We start from the raw sequence: 14,087 nt of genomic DNA, 5'->3' as shown, positions 1-14,087 counted from the left end.
CTCCGGTGACCGCCGTCCCTGGGGTTTCTATGTGGGAGAACTACCGCTCCTCGGGGGACGCGGTGGCCGGGGTTTCGATGAGCCGGTCGGACTCGTCCTGTATGTCGGCCCCGTTGGCACGGAGCGCCTCTGCGTACTTGCGTCCATGGTGGGCGCAGAACAGAAGGTCGCCGCCGCCTACAAGGACAGCTCGGACGTAGGCCTGGGCGCCGCAGCGGTCGCATCGGTCGGCGACGGTCAACGGCTTGGTTGGGGCAAGGGCTCCAGTCACGGCACCTTCCTCATGCTCGGGGTCGGTACTTAGGACAACATCTAACCCGACGCTGGCGTTCCCAACCTGGTTCTTCGTACGCCCACAGCAGAATGGCCCAATAAGTGACCGAGGTCACATTAGGCGGCCTCCCATCGGAAGAGGCGCACGGCGATCAGCGCGCCGACGGCCGCGACGCCCAGCAGGACGCCGATCTGGGGCAGTGCGGACATGGGTCCGAGACCGCGTCCCATCACGTTGAGCATTCCTTCGTTCAGGTACCGCAAGGGGAATATGTACGACAGCGTCTTCATCCAGCCCGGTGCCGCGTCCAGCGGGAAGAAGGAGCCGCCGAGGAACGCCATGGGCAGGACGACGAGCTGCGTCACCGCCTGGGCGGTCTCCTGCGTCTTGGCCCACGCGCCGATCAGCATCCCGATCGACAGGAAGGCGAGCACGCCGGCGATCACCATCGGGATGGACATCCACCAGGCGCCGCTCAGCTGCAGCCCGAACATCGGGAGCTGGGCCACGAGCACGAACAGCGCGAACTGCACGAGCGCGATGGCGAGGCTGACCGCGACGCGCGCGGCGAACACGGTGGGGATCGGGGCAGGGGAGAGCTGGAGGCGCCGCAGGATGCCCTTGGTCCGCCAGGACACCAGCGTCTGGGACGCCCCGAAGACGCCGGCCGACGCCAGCGCCCACCCCAGGAGGCTGGGCGTGAAGAACTGGATGGCCTTCAGCGAGTCGTCCTCCACCTGCTGCGCGGACATCGTGTAGGTGGGCGGCCGGCCGGTCGCGTCCTGGTTCGCGGCCTGGACGATCGAGTCCATCAGCCCCCGCACCGTCCCCGACTTGACCTGGTCGGCGGCGGAGTAGTGCACGACCAGCCGGGCGCCCCGCTGCTCCACGGCCGCGTCCGCGTCGCCCTTCTCCACCTTGCGCAGGGCGGCGGCGCGGTCGGAGGTCCTGGTGACCTCCATGACCTTGCCGAGCTGCTCGGCGCCCTGCGTGACGGCCTGCTCCAGGATCGGCGCCTTGCCCACCTCCACCACGTTCACCTTGGCCGTCGTCTGGTGCCCGAAGACCCCGCCGAAGATGAGCAGGAACATCAGAGGGAACAGGATGGTGAAGAACAGCGCGGTCCGGTCCCTCTTGAAGCCCAGGTACATCGCCCTGGACAGGCTCTTGAAGCTCTCGAACGTGCTCACGCCCTGTACTCCCGTCCGGTGAGCTCCAGAAAGACGTCCTCAAGGGTGGCGCCGCGGATCTGGACGCCGTCCAGGGCGTCCTTGGCCGCCATGGCCGCGACCACCGCCGACGGGTCGCGGGTCGTGATGGTCAGCGAGACGCCGTCGTCGGCGGCCTCGTCCGAGCCCGGCAGCAGCCGCGCGTCCGCGAGGTCCAGGACGCCGCTCGCCACGCTGATCCGCGCCGGGGCGTCCAGGCCGCGCACCAGCACGGCCGGCGGGCCCAGCCGGAGGATGCTGCCCGCGTCCATGATGGCGACGCGGTCGCAGAGGATCTCCGCCTCGTCCATGTAGTGCGTGGTCAGGACGACCGTGCGGCCCTCGGTGCTGATCCGGCGCAGCAGGTCCCAGAGGTTGCGGCGGGCCTGCGGGTCGAGCGCCGCGGTCGGCTCGTCGAGGAACACGAGCTCCGGGTCGTGGACGAGCGCGCACGCGATGGACAGGCGCTGCGCCTGGCCGCCCGACAGCTTCTCCACCCGGACGTCGGCCTTGTCCGCCAGCCCCACCAGCTCCATCATCGCGTCGGCCTTGCGGGAGGGGACGCCGTAGAGGGAACCGAACGTCTGCAGCTGCTCGCGGGTGGTCAGCCGCTCGAAGAACGACGACGCCTGCAACTGGACGCCGATCCTCGGCAGCAGCTTCGGATTGCGCGGCCACGGGGAGAGCCCGAGCACCGAGACGTCCCCCTCGTCGGCCTTGCGGAGCCCCTCGACGATCTCCAGCGTCGTCGTCTTCCCCGCGCCGTTCGGGCCGAGGATGCCGAAGAACTCGCCCTCCTCGACCCCGAACGTCACCCCGTCCACGGCCTGGACGTCCCCGTAGCGTTTACGGAGGCCCGAGACCTCGATCGTTTGCACCATGCCCAGGACGGTATGAGCGGAGCGAACTCCTGCACACCCACCTAAAGGTGGACGTTAAGGTCTAGAAGTCGAAGTCCCGCCAACCTGGCGAACCGTCCGGGCCGCCGCGCGGACGTGCGGAACTCCCGCAGCGGCGAGCCTTGCGGTGGATTGTCGGCGGCCGGGAGTACCCTGCTGCCGACCGTCCTACCCCCGAGGAGCGCACGCACGTTGACCGCCGCGACCGCCGAAGCGACAACCGAAGACCCGCACGGCTACTCCGCCCGGCACCTGTCGGTGCTGGAGGGGCTGGAGGCCGTCCGGAAACGACCCGGCATGTACGTCGGGTCGACCGACAGCAGGGGTCTCGCCCACTGCCTGTGGGAGATCGTCGACAACTGCGTCGACGAGGCCCTCGCCGGCTACTGCACCCACATCAGCGTGACGCTCCACGCCGACGGGTCCTTCGAGGTGGGCGACAACGGCCGCGGCATCCCCGTCGACCTGGAGCCGAAGACCGGCCTGCCGGGCGTCGAGCTGGTCATGACGCGGCTGCACGCGGGCGGCAAGTTCGGCGGCGTCTCCTACACCGCGTCCGGCGGGCTCCACGGCGTGGGGGCGTCCGTGGTCAACGCCCTGTCCGCGCGGCTGGACGTCGAGGTCGACCGGGACGGCCACACCCACGCGATCAGCTTCCGGCGCGGGCTGCCCGGCGAGTTCGCCGACGAGGGGCGGCCCAACGCCCGGTTCAAGAAGAAGTCGGGCCTGCGGCAGACCCGCAAGGTCGCCAAGAAGGTCACCGGCACCCGGGTCCGCTTCTGGCCCGACCTGCAGATCTTCCTGAAGGACGCCACGGTCGAGCAGGAGCTCGTCCTCGACCGGATGCGGCAGACCGCGTTCCTCATTCCGGGCCTCACCATCGACGTCCGCGACGAGCGCGGCGAGGAGATCGTCGACGAGACGTTCCGGTTCGACGGCGGCATCAGCGAGTTCTGCACCTACCTCGCCAAGGACACCGCGATCATCGACGTGCTGCGCCTGCGGGGGCGCGGCCACTTCACCGAGACCGTCCCCGTCCTGGACGACCAGGGCCACCTGACCCCGACCGACGTGGAACGCGACCTGGAGGTCGACGTCGCGCTGCGCTGGGGCAACGGCTACGACACGATCACCAAGTCGTTCGTCAACGTGATCGCCACCCCGAAGGGCGGCACGCACCTGCGCGGCTTCGACCGCGCCGTCCTCAAGGTGCTCAACGAGCAGCTCCGCGCGACCAAGCTGCTGAAGAACGGCGACGAGGACGTCATCAAGGAGGACGTCCTGGAGGGCCTCACCGCGGTGGTGACGGTCCGGCTGCCCGAGCCGCAGTTCGAGGGCCAGACCAAGGAGGTCCTCGGCACGTCCGCGGCCACCCGCATCGTGTCGCAGGTCGTGCTGCGCGAGCTCCGGGCGGTCTTCGAGAACCCGCCGCGCGGGCAGAAGCAGCAGCTCCGGGCCGTCCTGGAGAAGGTCGTCGGCGCGGCCAAGACCCGCATCGCCGCCCGCACCCAGCGCGACAACCAGCGGCGCAAGAACGCGCTGGAGAACTCGGCGCTGCCGGCCAAGCTCGTCGACTGCCGCACCACCGACGACCGCAGCGAGCTGTTCATCGTCGAGGGCGACTCGGCGCTCGGCACCGCCAAGCTCGCCCGCAACTCCGAGTTCCAGGCGCTGCTGCCGATCCGCGGCAAGATCCTCAACGTGCAGAAGGCGTCCGTCGCGGACGTGCTGAAGAACGCCGAGTGCGCCGCGATCATCCAGGTGCTCGGCGCCGGGTCCGGCCGCACGTTCGACGTGGAGGCGGCCCGCTACGGCCGCGTCGTGATCCTCGCCGACGCCGACGTCGACGGCGCGCACATCCGCACGCTGCTCCTCACGCTCTTCCACCGCTACATGCGGCCGATGCTGGAGGCCGGGCGGGTGTTCTCCGCCGTCCCGCCGCTGCACCGCATCGAGCTGATCAAGCCGCGCAAGGGCCAGGACAAGTACATCTACACCTACTCCGACGCCGAGCTGCGCAAGCGCCTCGTCGAGCTGGAGCGCAAGGGCCAGCGCTGGAAGGAGCCGATCCAGCGCTACAAGGGCCTCGGCGAGATGGACGCCGACCAGCTTGCGGAGACGACCCTCGACCCGCGGCACCGGGTGCTCCGGCGCGTCCGCATCGAGGACGCCGAGGAGGCGGCGAAGGTGTTCGACCTGCTGATGGGCAGCGACGTCGCGCCGCGCCGCGCGTTCCTCACCGCCAGCGCCACCGAGCTGGACGTCGAGCGCATCGACACCTGACCGCGCGCGGTGGCGGGGGGCGGGGCCGCACCCGTGGTGGACGGCCCCGCGACGACGTGGATCAGTCGCCGATCTCGAGGTTGCGGAAGGTCTGGACCGGGTCCTGCGCGCTCCGGGCGGACAGCGTGTTCGCCGACTGGTACGGCGCGGTGGCCATGTAGAGCCGGAACGACGCCGCGTTGTTCCCGGACGCCGACGGGAGGCCGGCCTTCCAGTCGATGACCGGGCCGAAGATGCCGCACCCGTTGGTCTTCGGCACCGCGAACGTCGTGTCCTCGGTCGGCATCGTCAGGATCGGCGGGCTGCTGAACGGGTCGTTGATGTCGCCCTCGGTCACCACGCTGATCTTGGCGAAGTCGATGCCGAGGTTCAGCTTCAGCGGGTCCTTGTTCGAGCCGATGAAGCAGCCGTTGCCGATCGCGTCGTTGATCAGCTTGATCTTCAGGTTGATCGCGGTCGTCGGCAGGTTGAAATCGAACCCGCCCGCGTACTTGGCCTGCACCTGCACCCGGTTGTAGGGCAGGTCGTCGATCCCGCCGATCGGCAGGCCGAGCAGGCCGAGGACGCCGCCGGGCACGGTCATCGGCTTCCCGGTCATCTTCACGCTGGTGTACACGGCCGGCTCCGACCACGACGATTGCACCGCCTGGATGACGGTCCGCATCGGCTGCGTGATCTCCTGGGTGAGGCCGCCGAGCTTCATCGATCCGCCGGTCACGACCAGCTGGAGGCAGGTCGCGAGCTTCGGGTCCTGTCCGGCGGGCAGCGGCGGGCACTGCTTCGCGAAGTCGAACGACGGCACGTCCGGCGGCAGGACCTGCGGTGCCGCGAGCGGGGCCGCGGCCGGGGCCTGCGGCGCGGCGGCCTGGGCGGGGGCCGCGGCCATGCCGAGCGCGAGGCAGGCGGGCGCCGCCGCGAGGGCGGCGCGGGAGAGGAGTTTCACAGGCGTCGGGGGCCTTTCTCGGAAGGTGGCGCGGGACCGGCGTTTGGAGCGGTCCACGCAAGAACCTCGATCTAAAAACAACATCGTGTCTAATAACAAGATCGCTCATGTGTCCACATCCGGCCAGGTGGCGAGGGGTGTCCACCCTGGGGTGGAGAGCGGGATTCCAGCCGTGCGGCGATCCGCACCGGATGCGCCGGTCCTTAGCGTCGGGGGCATGAACACGCTGGACAACGTCGCGCCGGGCCTCGCGGCGCCGACGCGCGTCCGCTACCGGCAGCTGCGGACGTGCTCCATCGACGAGCTCAGGATGTACGGCCTCCCCTTCGTCCTCGGGGTGGCGGCCGTGGCCCGGGGCGGGTTGATCGACAGGGGCCATCCCGCCCTCAGTGCCGGCCTGCTCGCCGCGGAGGCCGGCGCCGCCGTCGGGCTCGGCGTGCTGCGCGCGGTCACCGTCCGGCGGGAGGACGACGGCACGCCCTGGTGGCGCGGCACCGGCTGGACGCTCGCCGCCTGGCCGGTGTCGGTCGCGGTCCGCGCGCGGTTCGCCCGCGCCGGACACGCCGCCGGGATCGGGGCGCCGGGGGGCGGCGGCCCGCCGTTCCTCGCCGTGACGCTGCTCGCGCAGAGCCTCGTCGTCGTCCGCCGGGCACACGGGCTCGCCCGGTTCGCGCCGGTTAACGTCGGATCGTGAACTGCAAGGCGGGGGCCAGAGAGCGGCTCATCCGGCTGCTCGTCATCGGCATGCTGGTGACGTGGGGCCTGGTCGCGTACGTCCGGGGGCTGCTGAGGGGCGACCCGGCCCCGGCGACGCACGGCGTCGGCCTGGCCCTCGTCGTCCTCAACGTGGTGATGTTCGTCCTCCTGGGGGTCGGCATCGCGGTCGGACGGCAGAAGGGCTCGCCCTTGCGGGGGGCGGGCATCGCCCTCCTGCTGCTGGCCGTGGCGACGGGGATGGCTCTGTACGCGATCGCGCCGCACGCGGGCGGCGGGTTCTTCTTCTGCATGGCCGGCCTGTGGGTGCTGCTGATGCGGCTGCCGCTGCCCTGGGGCATCACGGTCAGTGTGCTGACGCTCGCCGCGATCGGCGGGCTCGGGGAGGCGCTCCGGTCGGGCGGGGCGGACTTCGGCCTCATGTCGGCGTTCGCGGGGCTCACGCTCGGCGCCGTCGCCAGCCGCCAGGGCGTCGCGGCGCAGGAGGCGACCCGCCGCGCCGAGGCCGCCAACGCCGTCCTCGCCGAACGCTCGCATCTCGCCCGCGAGATCCACGACATCCTGGCGCACTCGCTGTCGGCGCAGATCGTCCACTTGGAGGGAGCGCGGCTGCTCCTGTCCCGGGACGGCGACCGCGTCCAGGCCCTGGACCGTGTGGAGCGCGCGCGTAACCTCGCCCGCTCGGGCCTGGAGGAGACGAGGCGCGCCCTCGCCACGCTCCGCGGCGAGGTGCCCGAGCCCAAGGAGGCGCTGGCCGAACTCGCCGAGGAGTTCTACGCCAGCACCGGCCGCCCCTGCGACGTGCGGGTCACGGGTTCACCGCGCGAACTGTCACCGCAGGCGGGGCTCGCGGTGGTGCGCACTGCTCAGGAAGCGCTCACGAACGTCCGGAAACACGCTCCCGGCGCGCGCGTACGGATCATCCTCCGCTACCTCGACGACCGGGTGGAACTCGAGGTGACCGACAGCGGCGGGACGGAGTCGGCCATCGAGCTGAACGGAGGCGGATACGGCCTCGTCGGCATGCGCGAGCGCGCCGAACTGATCGATGGGACCCTGGTCACCGGACCGGACGGCACGGGGTTCCGTGTGTCCCTCCAGGTGCCGGCGTGACGGGAGACGCGGTGAAACAGGAGACGCGGTGAAGACGAGGATCCTGGTCGTCGACGACCAGACCGTGGTGCGCGAGGGCCTGGTCCTCCTCCTCGAACTGCTGCCCGGTATCGAGGTCGCCGGTGCCTGCGGCGACGGTGAACGGGCGGTCGCGATGGTGGCCGACCTGCGTCCCGACGTCGTCCTGATGGACCTGCGGATGCCGCGCATGGACGGCGTGGAGGCGACCCGCCGCATCAAGGAGGCCCACCCCGACGTCGGGATCGTCGTCCTCACCACCTACGCCGACGACGACTCGATCTTCGCCGCCCTCCGCGCCGGCGCCCGCGGCTACCTCACCAAGGACGCCGACGCCGACGAGATCGCCCGCGCCGTCGCCGCCGTCCGCTGCGGCGCGTCGCAGCTCGACCCCGCCGTCCAGCGCCGCCTGGTCGAGGCGGTCGCCGCCGGTGAACGCCCCCGCCGCGCGGGCCTGCCCGACGGCCTCACCCGCCGCGAGGCGGAGGTCCTCGCCCTCATCGCGCAGGGACGCTCCAACGGCGAGATCGCCGGCGACCTGTTCATCTCCGAGGCCACCGTCAAGACGCACATCAACAACCTGTTCGCCAAGGCGAACCTCCGCGACCGCGCCCAGGCCGTCACCTATGCCTACAAGCACGGCCTCACCGGCTGATCACCGGAGCTCGTTGCCTGCAGCCCCGGTCCCGGGAGGCCGAAACCACCCCGGTGTAACCAGACCGCTGTGATTCCGCGGCTGTCATTCAGCCCTGTAGTTACGTCCGCGTCTCTTGGAGTAAGCGATCGCTTGCTACGCTTCGCCCCATGCCGACACAGGAGCACATGAAGCAGGCGCTTCAGACCTACATCGATGCCTTCAACGCCGCCGACGCCGCGACCATCTCCGGCCTCTACGCCGACGACGCCGTCGTCGAGGACCCGGTCGGCAGCCCCCCGATGAACGGCCGCGCCGCCATCGAGGAGTTCTACAAGAACGCGATCGCCAGCGGCGCCAAGCTCTCCCTGGACGGCCCCATCCGCGGCTCCCACGGCGACCGCGCCGCCATGGCCTTCACCATCGAGGTCCCCGGCATGCGCATCCGCGCCATCGACGTCATGACCTTCAACGAGGAGGGCAAGATCGTCCGCATGGACGCCCACTGGGGCCCCGACGACATGGAGACCTGACCGCTCGGATCACCCCAGGGCAGATCGGTGGCATGGTGGGAAGGTGACCGATGACCCGGTGCTCTATGTGATCGCCTGCGGCGGACGGCCCGCCGCAGACCTCCCGCCGTTCGTCGAACGGCTCCAGGCCGACGGGTGGACGGTGTGCGTGGTCTCCACCCCGTCCGGCATGAAGTTCCTGGACGCCGGGCGCCTGGCCGAACTGACGGGCTTCCCCGTCCGCTCCGACTACAAGCGGCCGGACGAGCCCGACGTCCTGCCGCCCGCCGACGCGTTCGCCGTGGCGCCCGCCACGTTCAACACGATCAACAAATGGGCGCACGGAACGAGCGACACCCTGGCCCTCGGCCTCCTCAACGAGGCCGTCGGCCTCGGCCGCCCCATCATCGCGGCCCCCTGGCCGAACGCGGCCCTCGCCCGCCACCCCGTCTTCGTCCGGAGTGTCGCCGAACTGCGCGGCTGGGGCGTCACCGTCCTGCTGGACCCCGCCAAGCTCCCGACCCCCGACTCCGGCGACGATCCCAAGGGCGTCTTCCCGTGGTCCGAGATCCGGCAGAACCTTGCCGAACTCCACGCCCGGCTGAGCTGAGACCCCGAGCCGCCCAGAGTCCGGCGTGCGGTCAGGACGGCTTCGCGGTGACCTCGGCGTCGGCGGCGTAGGCCGCGTCACGGCGGGCCTCGAACGCGGCAAGCCGCTCACGGAGCGCGGACGTGACGTTCTCGTAGGCGTCGGAGTTGAGCAGCAGCCGAAGCGGCGGGTCGTCGGAGAGCGCGGCCTCGATCGTCGCGTGGGCGACGCCGGACTGGCTGGCGGGCATGTGCTCCACCGGCGGTGACGGGGTGTCCGCCGGGCCGCCCCGGTAGGGGGCGCTGAGGGGGACGCGTTCCGCGGCGTCGTAGAAGCTCGTCCGGACCATGCCGGGCTCGACCAGGATCGTCTTGATGCCGAAGGGCTCGACCTCCGGCGCCAGAGCTTCGAAGTACCCTTCGATGCCCCATTTCGTCGCGTGGTAGATGCCGAACTTCGGAAACGCGATGTGCCCGCCCATGCTGGACATCTGCACGAGCACCCCGCCGCCCTGCTCCCTCAGGTGCGGAACGACCCGCCGCGCCAGGTGGATGGACGCCGTCAGATTCGTGGCGATCGATCGCTCCACCTGGCCGTCGGTCAGGTCCTCGGCGACCCCCAGCACACCGAAGCCGGCGTTCGAGACGACCACGTCGATCCGTCCGAGATCGGCGAACGCCGTGCCGACCACCGTGTCGAGCCGGGCGGTGTCGGTGACGTCGAGCCGGTACCGGCGCAACCGGTCGCCGTACTCGGCGGCCAGATCGTCCAGCTGCTCGGGCCTCCGCAGTGTCGCGGCGACGCGGTCCCCGCGCGCGAGGATCCGCTCCGCGAGTTCGCGGCCGATGCCGCGTGAGGCGCCGGTGATGAACCAGGTCTTCGAACCGTGTGAGCTCATCCCGCAAGCCTCCAACCCGGAGCGTGCTCCAGGTCAAGCCGGAGGCGGCGCCCCCCGGCCCAGGCCCCGTCCGCCATCTGCCCTGGACGACCCGGCGCCTCCTCGAAGTCCGCCGCAGCCGAGGGCCGACCGACAACTCAATCGTTCTTGACAAATCTTTTTGTCCAGGGCATGCTTTGACCGTACCGCGAGACACCAGGGAGACCAAGATGCGTACTCTGATCAGCACCGCCTTCATCTCGCTCGACGGCGTCATGGAGGGGCCGGGCGGCGAACCCGGCTACCGGAACAGCGGCTGGACCTTCAAGGACATCGAGTTCCTCCCCGAGGCGTACGAGATCAAGGGCCGGGAACAGGAGGAGTCCACCGCGCTGCTCCTGGGCCGGGCCAGCTACGAGGCGTTCAGCCCGGTGTGGCCCGCCATGGAGGAGTTCACCGGCTACAAGGCGATGCCGAAGTACGTCGTCTCCACCACCCTCACCGATGACGATCTGGTCGAGGGCTGGGGCGAGACCACGATCCTGCGCTCGCTCGACGAGGTCGCCGCGCTCAAGAAGACCGAGGGCGGCCCGATCATCCTCCACGGCAGCACGGCCCTGAACCATGCCCTGTCGGACGCGGGTCTGATCGACCGGTACCACCTGCTCGTGTTCCCGCTGCTGCTCGGCGCGGGCAAGCGCCTGTTCAGCGCCACTGACAAGGACACCCAGCAGCTCAAGCTCGTCGAGCACGAGGCATACTCCAACGGCATCCAGAAGAACGTCTTCGACGTCGTCCGCTGACGGCCGTCCGTCGCCGGCTGCGGCTTCCTGCCCGCGCCGCAGCGCCGGAGAGCGCGCTCCTCCGTGCGCGCAGACCTCGACGACGTCGAACGGCCTGCGCGCACTGCGGGCGGCCTGTGTTACTTCCGTGACCTCGGCGGATACCGAGGCGCAGACGGCCGCGAGGTGCGTTGGAACCGGCCACCACCGACCACCTGATCGCCGAGTGGCGGTCGACGCACCCCGGCCGAGAACTGCGGCGGCCGCTTTACGGCCGGGCCCCCGCCGATGTCATGCGTCTATTCCTGACTGACATGAGCACGACCTACGGTTCCGTCCACGCCTATGCCACCGACCGACTCGGTATCGACAAAGACGTGATCGTCCAACTCCGGAACAACTTCCTCCAGCCATAGCGCCGGCCGGACGTCCGGCGACCCTTTCACCGGTCACGGCGGGCCGGCGTGTGGTGTCCGACCCACCGGATAGCGTGGGCCGCCACTGATCTGGAGGATGACATGGGAACCTGGGACGCCAGCCCTTTCGGCAACGACACCGCCGCCGACTTCGCAGGAGACCTCGATGAACTGGCCTCGGAAGAGCGCCCGTCAGCAATTCGAGAAGCCCTGGAGGCCGTGATCGGCGAGACAGGTTACTTGGACAGCGATGAGAGCGTGGTGGCAGTTGCCGCGGCTGCTCTGGTGGCGGCCCAGTGCCCTGGTGGCAAGCCCGTCGACTCCGCTTACGGGCCGGACGAGCAAGTTCCGGAACTGCCCGTTGACCTGCGCCCCCTGGCGGTGAAGGCCCTGGATCGGGTGGTCGGCCCCGACTCGGAACTGGAGCAGCTCTGGGACGAGAGCGGCGGCGGGGAGGAATGGCGCGCGGAGATCGGCCGACTACGCCTGGTGCTTTCCGAACAGCCGAAGTGACCTTACCGGCGCAGATCATCGAGCCCGGCTCCGGACGGGCTCGATGATCTGCAGGCAGTGACGCATGGACATTGGGTGACCCGACCTCCTGTCGGCGGACCGGGAGCGGCCATGCAAACTGCCCGAACCACCGAACCGATGGGAGCGGCCGACCGTCCTTTGTCGGGAGGTAGCGGTGGGTTTCTGGATCAATCGTCGGCATTGATAGGCGTGGTCATCGGGGTGCTCGGCTCGTACCTGACCACGCAACGCCTTGCAGCGCACCGCGGGCTGGAATTCACCGTTGATCCGCTGGATCCCGAGGAGGGGATGGGGCTACTCGCGCAGGCCGAATCTCGGCGCCAAGCCGAGTGGGAGGCGGTGCTCCTCGTCGGCGAGGCAGAGACCGTGGCAGCCGCGAGGGCCTGGCACGAAGCCGTCTGGAACGTCGAACCATGGTCGCGGGGACTCCGCAACGATCAAGAAGGCTGGACGGCCGCCTCCAGTACATGGAGGAGTGCCGCGACCGTTTCTACACGTGCGCGAGACGTGACCTCGGCATGACCGGCCCACCTCCCCGGCGGATCGCACCGGTACTGCGGCTGACGCTCGAGCTCGCTGAGTGCGCGCCCCGCCGTGTCACGCTGCTCATCCCGGCCCTTACCCCGGCTGGTCGTAGGCGCCTGTCTTGATGACGTGGAGGAGAGTGGCCCACTCTCTGACGGTGAGGGTCAAGACTGCGCCGTCCGGGTCCGTGGAGTCGCGAAGCAGGCATGTACACGTGATCTTCGCTACCTCGACGCAGGTCGCACCCTGTGCTGAGTACGAACTGATACGCCATTCGGCTGAGGGGCTGTAGGCATTCATTCAGACCAATATGCCGCTATTGCGTACTTTTGGCCAGTTTGGAGATCATATCGAGGGACTCGTCCACCCCGAGAGCTGACATCGCGAGTTGGTTGAACGCGAGTGAGTAGGTATGAACCTGGCTGTCGTCCTCGATGTAGAGAGCGCTGGTGAGGCCATCGAGATACACGACATCGGGGATGTGGCGCTCGGCGAAATCCATGTAGACGAACGAGCCCGTAGGTGACGGAGGTGCGCCGGCGGCGAACGGAAGAACTTGGAGCATGATGTTGGGCTGCTCCGAGAGAGCCAGCAGGTGGTCGTACTGTCGGCGCATGATTGCTCGATCGCCGACCGTGCGATGAAGAGCGGCCTCGTCGATGATCGTCCAGAGGCGCAGTGGCTCCGGTTGCCGCTGCGTGAGTACGGCTTGGCGTGTCCTGCGTACTTCAACTCTGCGGTCCACTTCTGCAAGAGGAGCGAACTGCATGAGTCCGACTCGGATGATCTCGTGTGCGTACTCCTCAGTCTCTAGCAGGCCGTTGAGGACGAGGGCGTCGTAGCAGCGGAGGGACTTGGCTTCGGCTTCGAGTTCGATGTAGGCCGCGTAGTCGGTGTGGATCGTGTCGGCGTAGGCGTCCCACCAGCCGCGTTGGCGTGCCGTCCGGGTCAGGGCGAGCAGTGCTTCGCGCTTCTCGGCCGACACGCCGTAGAGGTCGCAGAGCTGGTTCACGTCGGAGGTCTTGATGCCCTGGGCCGCCGTCTCGATGCGCGACAGCTTCGGGGCGGACCATCGTCCCTCGCACTGCACCTGTAGCTCGGCGGCGACCTGGTCCAAGCGCATGGTCGAGCGTTCGCGTAGGCGGCGCAGTTCGGCGGCGAGCTTGCGCTCCCGGATCGTGGGGCGGCGTTCGGGCATGTACTGAGTGTGCCGTGTCGGCTACGTCCGCGGAGGTAATTCTTCAAGATCGTTCGCAGTGAGAGATGGAATTTTTCATTTCTACTTGCGATCACCACCTGTTCAGAAGCACGATGCGTCGCGTCAATGACACGGAGAGTGTCTCTCCGGTCGCGGATCGTGGAGAGGTGAGGTGTCGGATATGTCCAGCGCCGCCGAGGTGGTTCGGGTGGGTGGGTGTGCGGTGTGGGCGTTGCCGGCGGAGGCTCGGTGCGCTCGGGTGGCGCGGGAGGTCGTTCGGGAGACGCTTGGGGCGTTGCTGCTGCCCGAAGGGATGGTGGACGACGCGGTCACGATGGTTTCCGAGTTGGCCACCAATGTGTTCGCGCACGCGTTGGGTGGGCAGCCGCTCGCGATCATGCCTACGGCCGGGCTGCCGGAGGTGCAGATTTACGCGCGTGGGCGGGGGACGGAGGTCGTGGTGGGGGTCTTCGACTCTGCGGCCTGGTGCGGGACGGTGCCGTCCGGGGCGGGTCTCCGCCCGCCGGTGGAGGCCGAGGGTGGGCGCGGGCTTGAACTTGTCAATCTG

At 69.4% G+C, this 14,087-nt stretch carries 18 protein-coding genes; 11 read left to right on the top strand and 7 right to left on the bottom strand.

Annotated features, from left to right (window positions below; translation table 11 throughout):
* Positions 1-40: 40 nt before the first annotated feature.
* The 3 genes from E1284_RS19760 to E1284_RS19750 all read right to left on the bottom strand — a co-directional run bounded on the left by E1284_RS19760 (position 41) and on the right by E1284_RS19750 (position 2,363).
* Positions 41-271 (bottom strand): DUF7455 domain-containing protein, encoded by a 231-nt coding sequence (locus tag E1284_RS19760; RefSeq protein ID WP_131941002.1) that lies wholly within the window; start codon positions 269-271, stop codon positions 41-43.
* A 119-nt stretch (positions 272-390) separates the two neighbouring features.
* A complete protein-coding gene (locus tag E1284_RS19755) occupies positions 391-1,464 on the bottom strand; it encodes an ABC transporter permease (protein ID WP_131941000.1) in 1,074 nt (357 codons plus the stop codon).
* Complete coding sequence (locus E1284_RS19750) at positions 1,461-2,363, bottom strand: ABC transporter ATP-binding protein (protein ID WP_131940999.1); 903 nt, start codon at positions 2,361-2,363, stop codon at positions 1,461-1,463. The genes E1284_RS19755 and E1284_RS19750 overlap by 4 nt, the downstream gene beginning before the upstream one ends.
* Before the next feature lie 210 nt (positions 2,364-2,573).
* Here E1284_RS19750 and E1284_RS19745 point away from each other — a divergent pair, with 210 nt between their 5' ends.
* Positions 2,574-4,664: a DNA gyrase/topoisomerase IV subunit B gene (locus E1284_RS19745; RefSeq protein WP_131940997.1), complete on the top strand. Its 2,091-nt coding sequence runs from the start codon at positions 2,574-2,576 to the stop codon at positions 4,662-4,664.
* A gap of 61 nt (positions 4,665-4,725) precedes the next feature.
* On the opposite strand, the gene E1284_RS19740 is transcribed toward E1284_RS19745, so the two are convergent.
* Positions 4,726-5,607 (bottom strand): hypothetical protein, encoded by an 882-nt coding sequence (locus tag E1284_RS19740; protein WP_131940995.1) that lies wholly within the window; start codon positions 5,605-5,607, stop codon positions 4,726-4,728.
* 217 nt (positions 5,608-5,824) lie between these two features.
* Between E1284_RS19740 and E1284_RS19735 the strand changes: the two genes are divergently transcribed.
* The 5 genes from E1284_RS19735 (at position 5,825) to E1284_RS19715 (ending at position 9,208) form a co-directional block, all read left to right on the top strand.
* Positions 5,825-6,301 (top strand): DUF1453 domain-containing protein, encoded by a 477-nt coding sequence (locus tag E1284_RS19735; protein ID WP_131940993.1) that lies wholly within the window; start codon positions 5,825-5,827, stop codon positions 6,299-6,301.
* A complete protein-coding gene (locus E1284_RS19730; protein ID WP_207923848.1) occupies positions 6,298-7,434 on the top strand; it encodes a sensor histidine kinase in 1,137 nt (378 codons plus the stop codon). Before E1284_RS19735 ends, E1284_RS19730 begins: the two co-directional genes overlap by 4 nt.
* 28 nt (positions 7,435-7,462) lie before the next feature.
* Positions 7,463-8,107: a response regulator gene (locus E1284_RS19725; protein ID WP_243714599.1), complete on the top strand. Its 645-nt coding sequence runs from the start codon at positions 7,463-7,465 to the stop codon at positions 8,105-8,107.
* Between the two features lie 149 nt (positions 8,108-8,256).
* Entirely contained in the window at positions 8,257-8,619 is a 363-nt protein-coding gene (locus E1284_RS19720) for a nuclear transport factor 2 family protein (RefSeq protein ID WP_131940989.1), read from the top strand.
* A 43-nt stretch (positions 8,620-8,662) separates the two neighbouring features.
* Positions 8,663-9,208, top strand: a complete 546-nt coding sequence (locus E1284_RS19715; protein ID WP_131940987.1) for a flavoprotein — start codon at positions 8,663-8,665, stop codon at positions 9,206-9,208.
* Between the two features lie 31 nt (positions 9,209-9,239).
* Here E1284_RS19715 and E1284_RS19710 read toward each other — a convergent pair whose 3' ends face one another.
* Positions 9,240-10,085 carry an SDR family oxidoreductase gene (locus E1284_RS19710; protein WP_131940985.1) on the bottom strand — a complete coding sequence of 282 codons (846 nt, stop codon included), beginning with the start codon at positions 10,083-10,085 and terminating at the stop codon, positions 9,240-9,242.
* A gap of 209 nt (positions 10,086-10,294) precedes the next feature.
* Here E1284_RS19710 and E1284_RS19705 point away from each other — a divergent pair, with 209 nt between their 5' ends.
* The 4 genes from E1284_RS19705 to E1284_RS19690 all read left to right on the top strand — a co-directional run bounded on the left by E1284_RS19705 (position 10,295) and on the right by E1284_RS19690 (position 12,318).
* Positions 10,295-10,867 (top strand): dihydrofolate reductase family protein, encoded by a 573-nt coding sequence (locus E1284_RS19705; protein ID WP_131940983.1) that lies wholly within the window; start codon positions 10,295-10,297, stop codon positions 10,865-10,867.
* 170 nt (positions 10,868-11,037) lie between these two features.
* Positions 11,038-11,262 (top strand): tyrosine-protein phosphatase, encoded by a 225-nt coding sequence (locus E1284_RS19700; RefSeq protein ID WP_131940981.1) that lies wholly within the window; start codon positions 11,038-11,040, stop codon positions 11,260-11,262.
* Between the two features lie 102 nt (positions 11,263-11,364).
* Positions 11,365-11,775 carry a DUF4259 domain-containing protein gene (locus E1284_RS19695; RefSeq protein ID WP_131940979.1) on the top strand — a complete coding sequence of 137 codons (411 nt, stop codon included), beginning with the start codon at positions 11,365-11,367 and terminating at the stop codon, positions 11,773-11,775.
* A gap of 138 nt (positions 11,776-11,913) precedes the next feature.
* The gene (locus E1284_RS19690) at positions 11,914-12,318 is read left to right on the top strand and encodes a hypothetical protein (RefSeq protein ID WP_207923847.1); all 405 of its coding nucleotides are present in this window, start codon (positions 11,914-11,916) and stop codon (positions 12,316-12,318) included.
* 96 nt (positions 12,319-12,414) lie between these two features.
* On the opposite strand, the gene E1284_RS19685 is transcribed toward E1284_RS19690, so the two are convergent.
* Entirely contained in the window at positions 12,415-12,621 is a 207-nt protein-coding gene (locus E1284_RS19685) for a DUF397 domain-containing protein (RefSeq protein WP_131940977.1), read from the bottom strand.
* A gap of 16 nt (positions 12,622-12,637) precedes the next feature.
* On the bottom strand, positions 12,638-13,519 hold the full coding sequence (locus E1284_RS19680; protein WP_131940975.1) for a helix-turn-helix domain-containing protein: 882 nt from the start codon (positions 13,517-13,519) through the stop codon (positions 12,638-12,640).
* A 181-nt stretch (positions 13,520-13,700) separates the two neighbouring features.
* Here E1284_RS19680 and E1284_RS19675 point away from each other — a divergent pair.
* On the top strand, positions 13,701-14,087 hold a 387-nt coding region (locus E1284_RS19675), incomplete at its 3' end, for an ATP-binding protein (protein WP_131940973.1).

Origin of the sequence: Actinomadura bangladeshensis (assembly GCF_004348335.1) — a bacterium.
Classification (GTDB): Bacteria; Actinomycetota; Actinomycetes; order Streptosporangiales; family Streptosporangiaceae; genus Spirillospora; species Spirillospora bangladeshensis.
The sequence above is the reverse complement of the archived record's forward strand: the minus strand, read 5'-3'. Positions and strand labels throughout refer to the sequence as shown.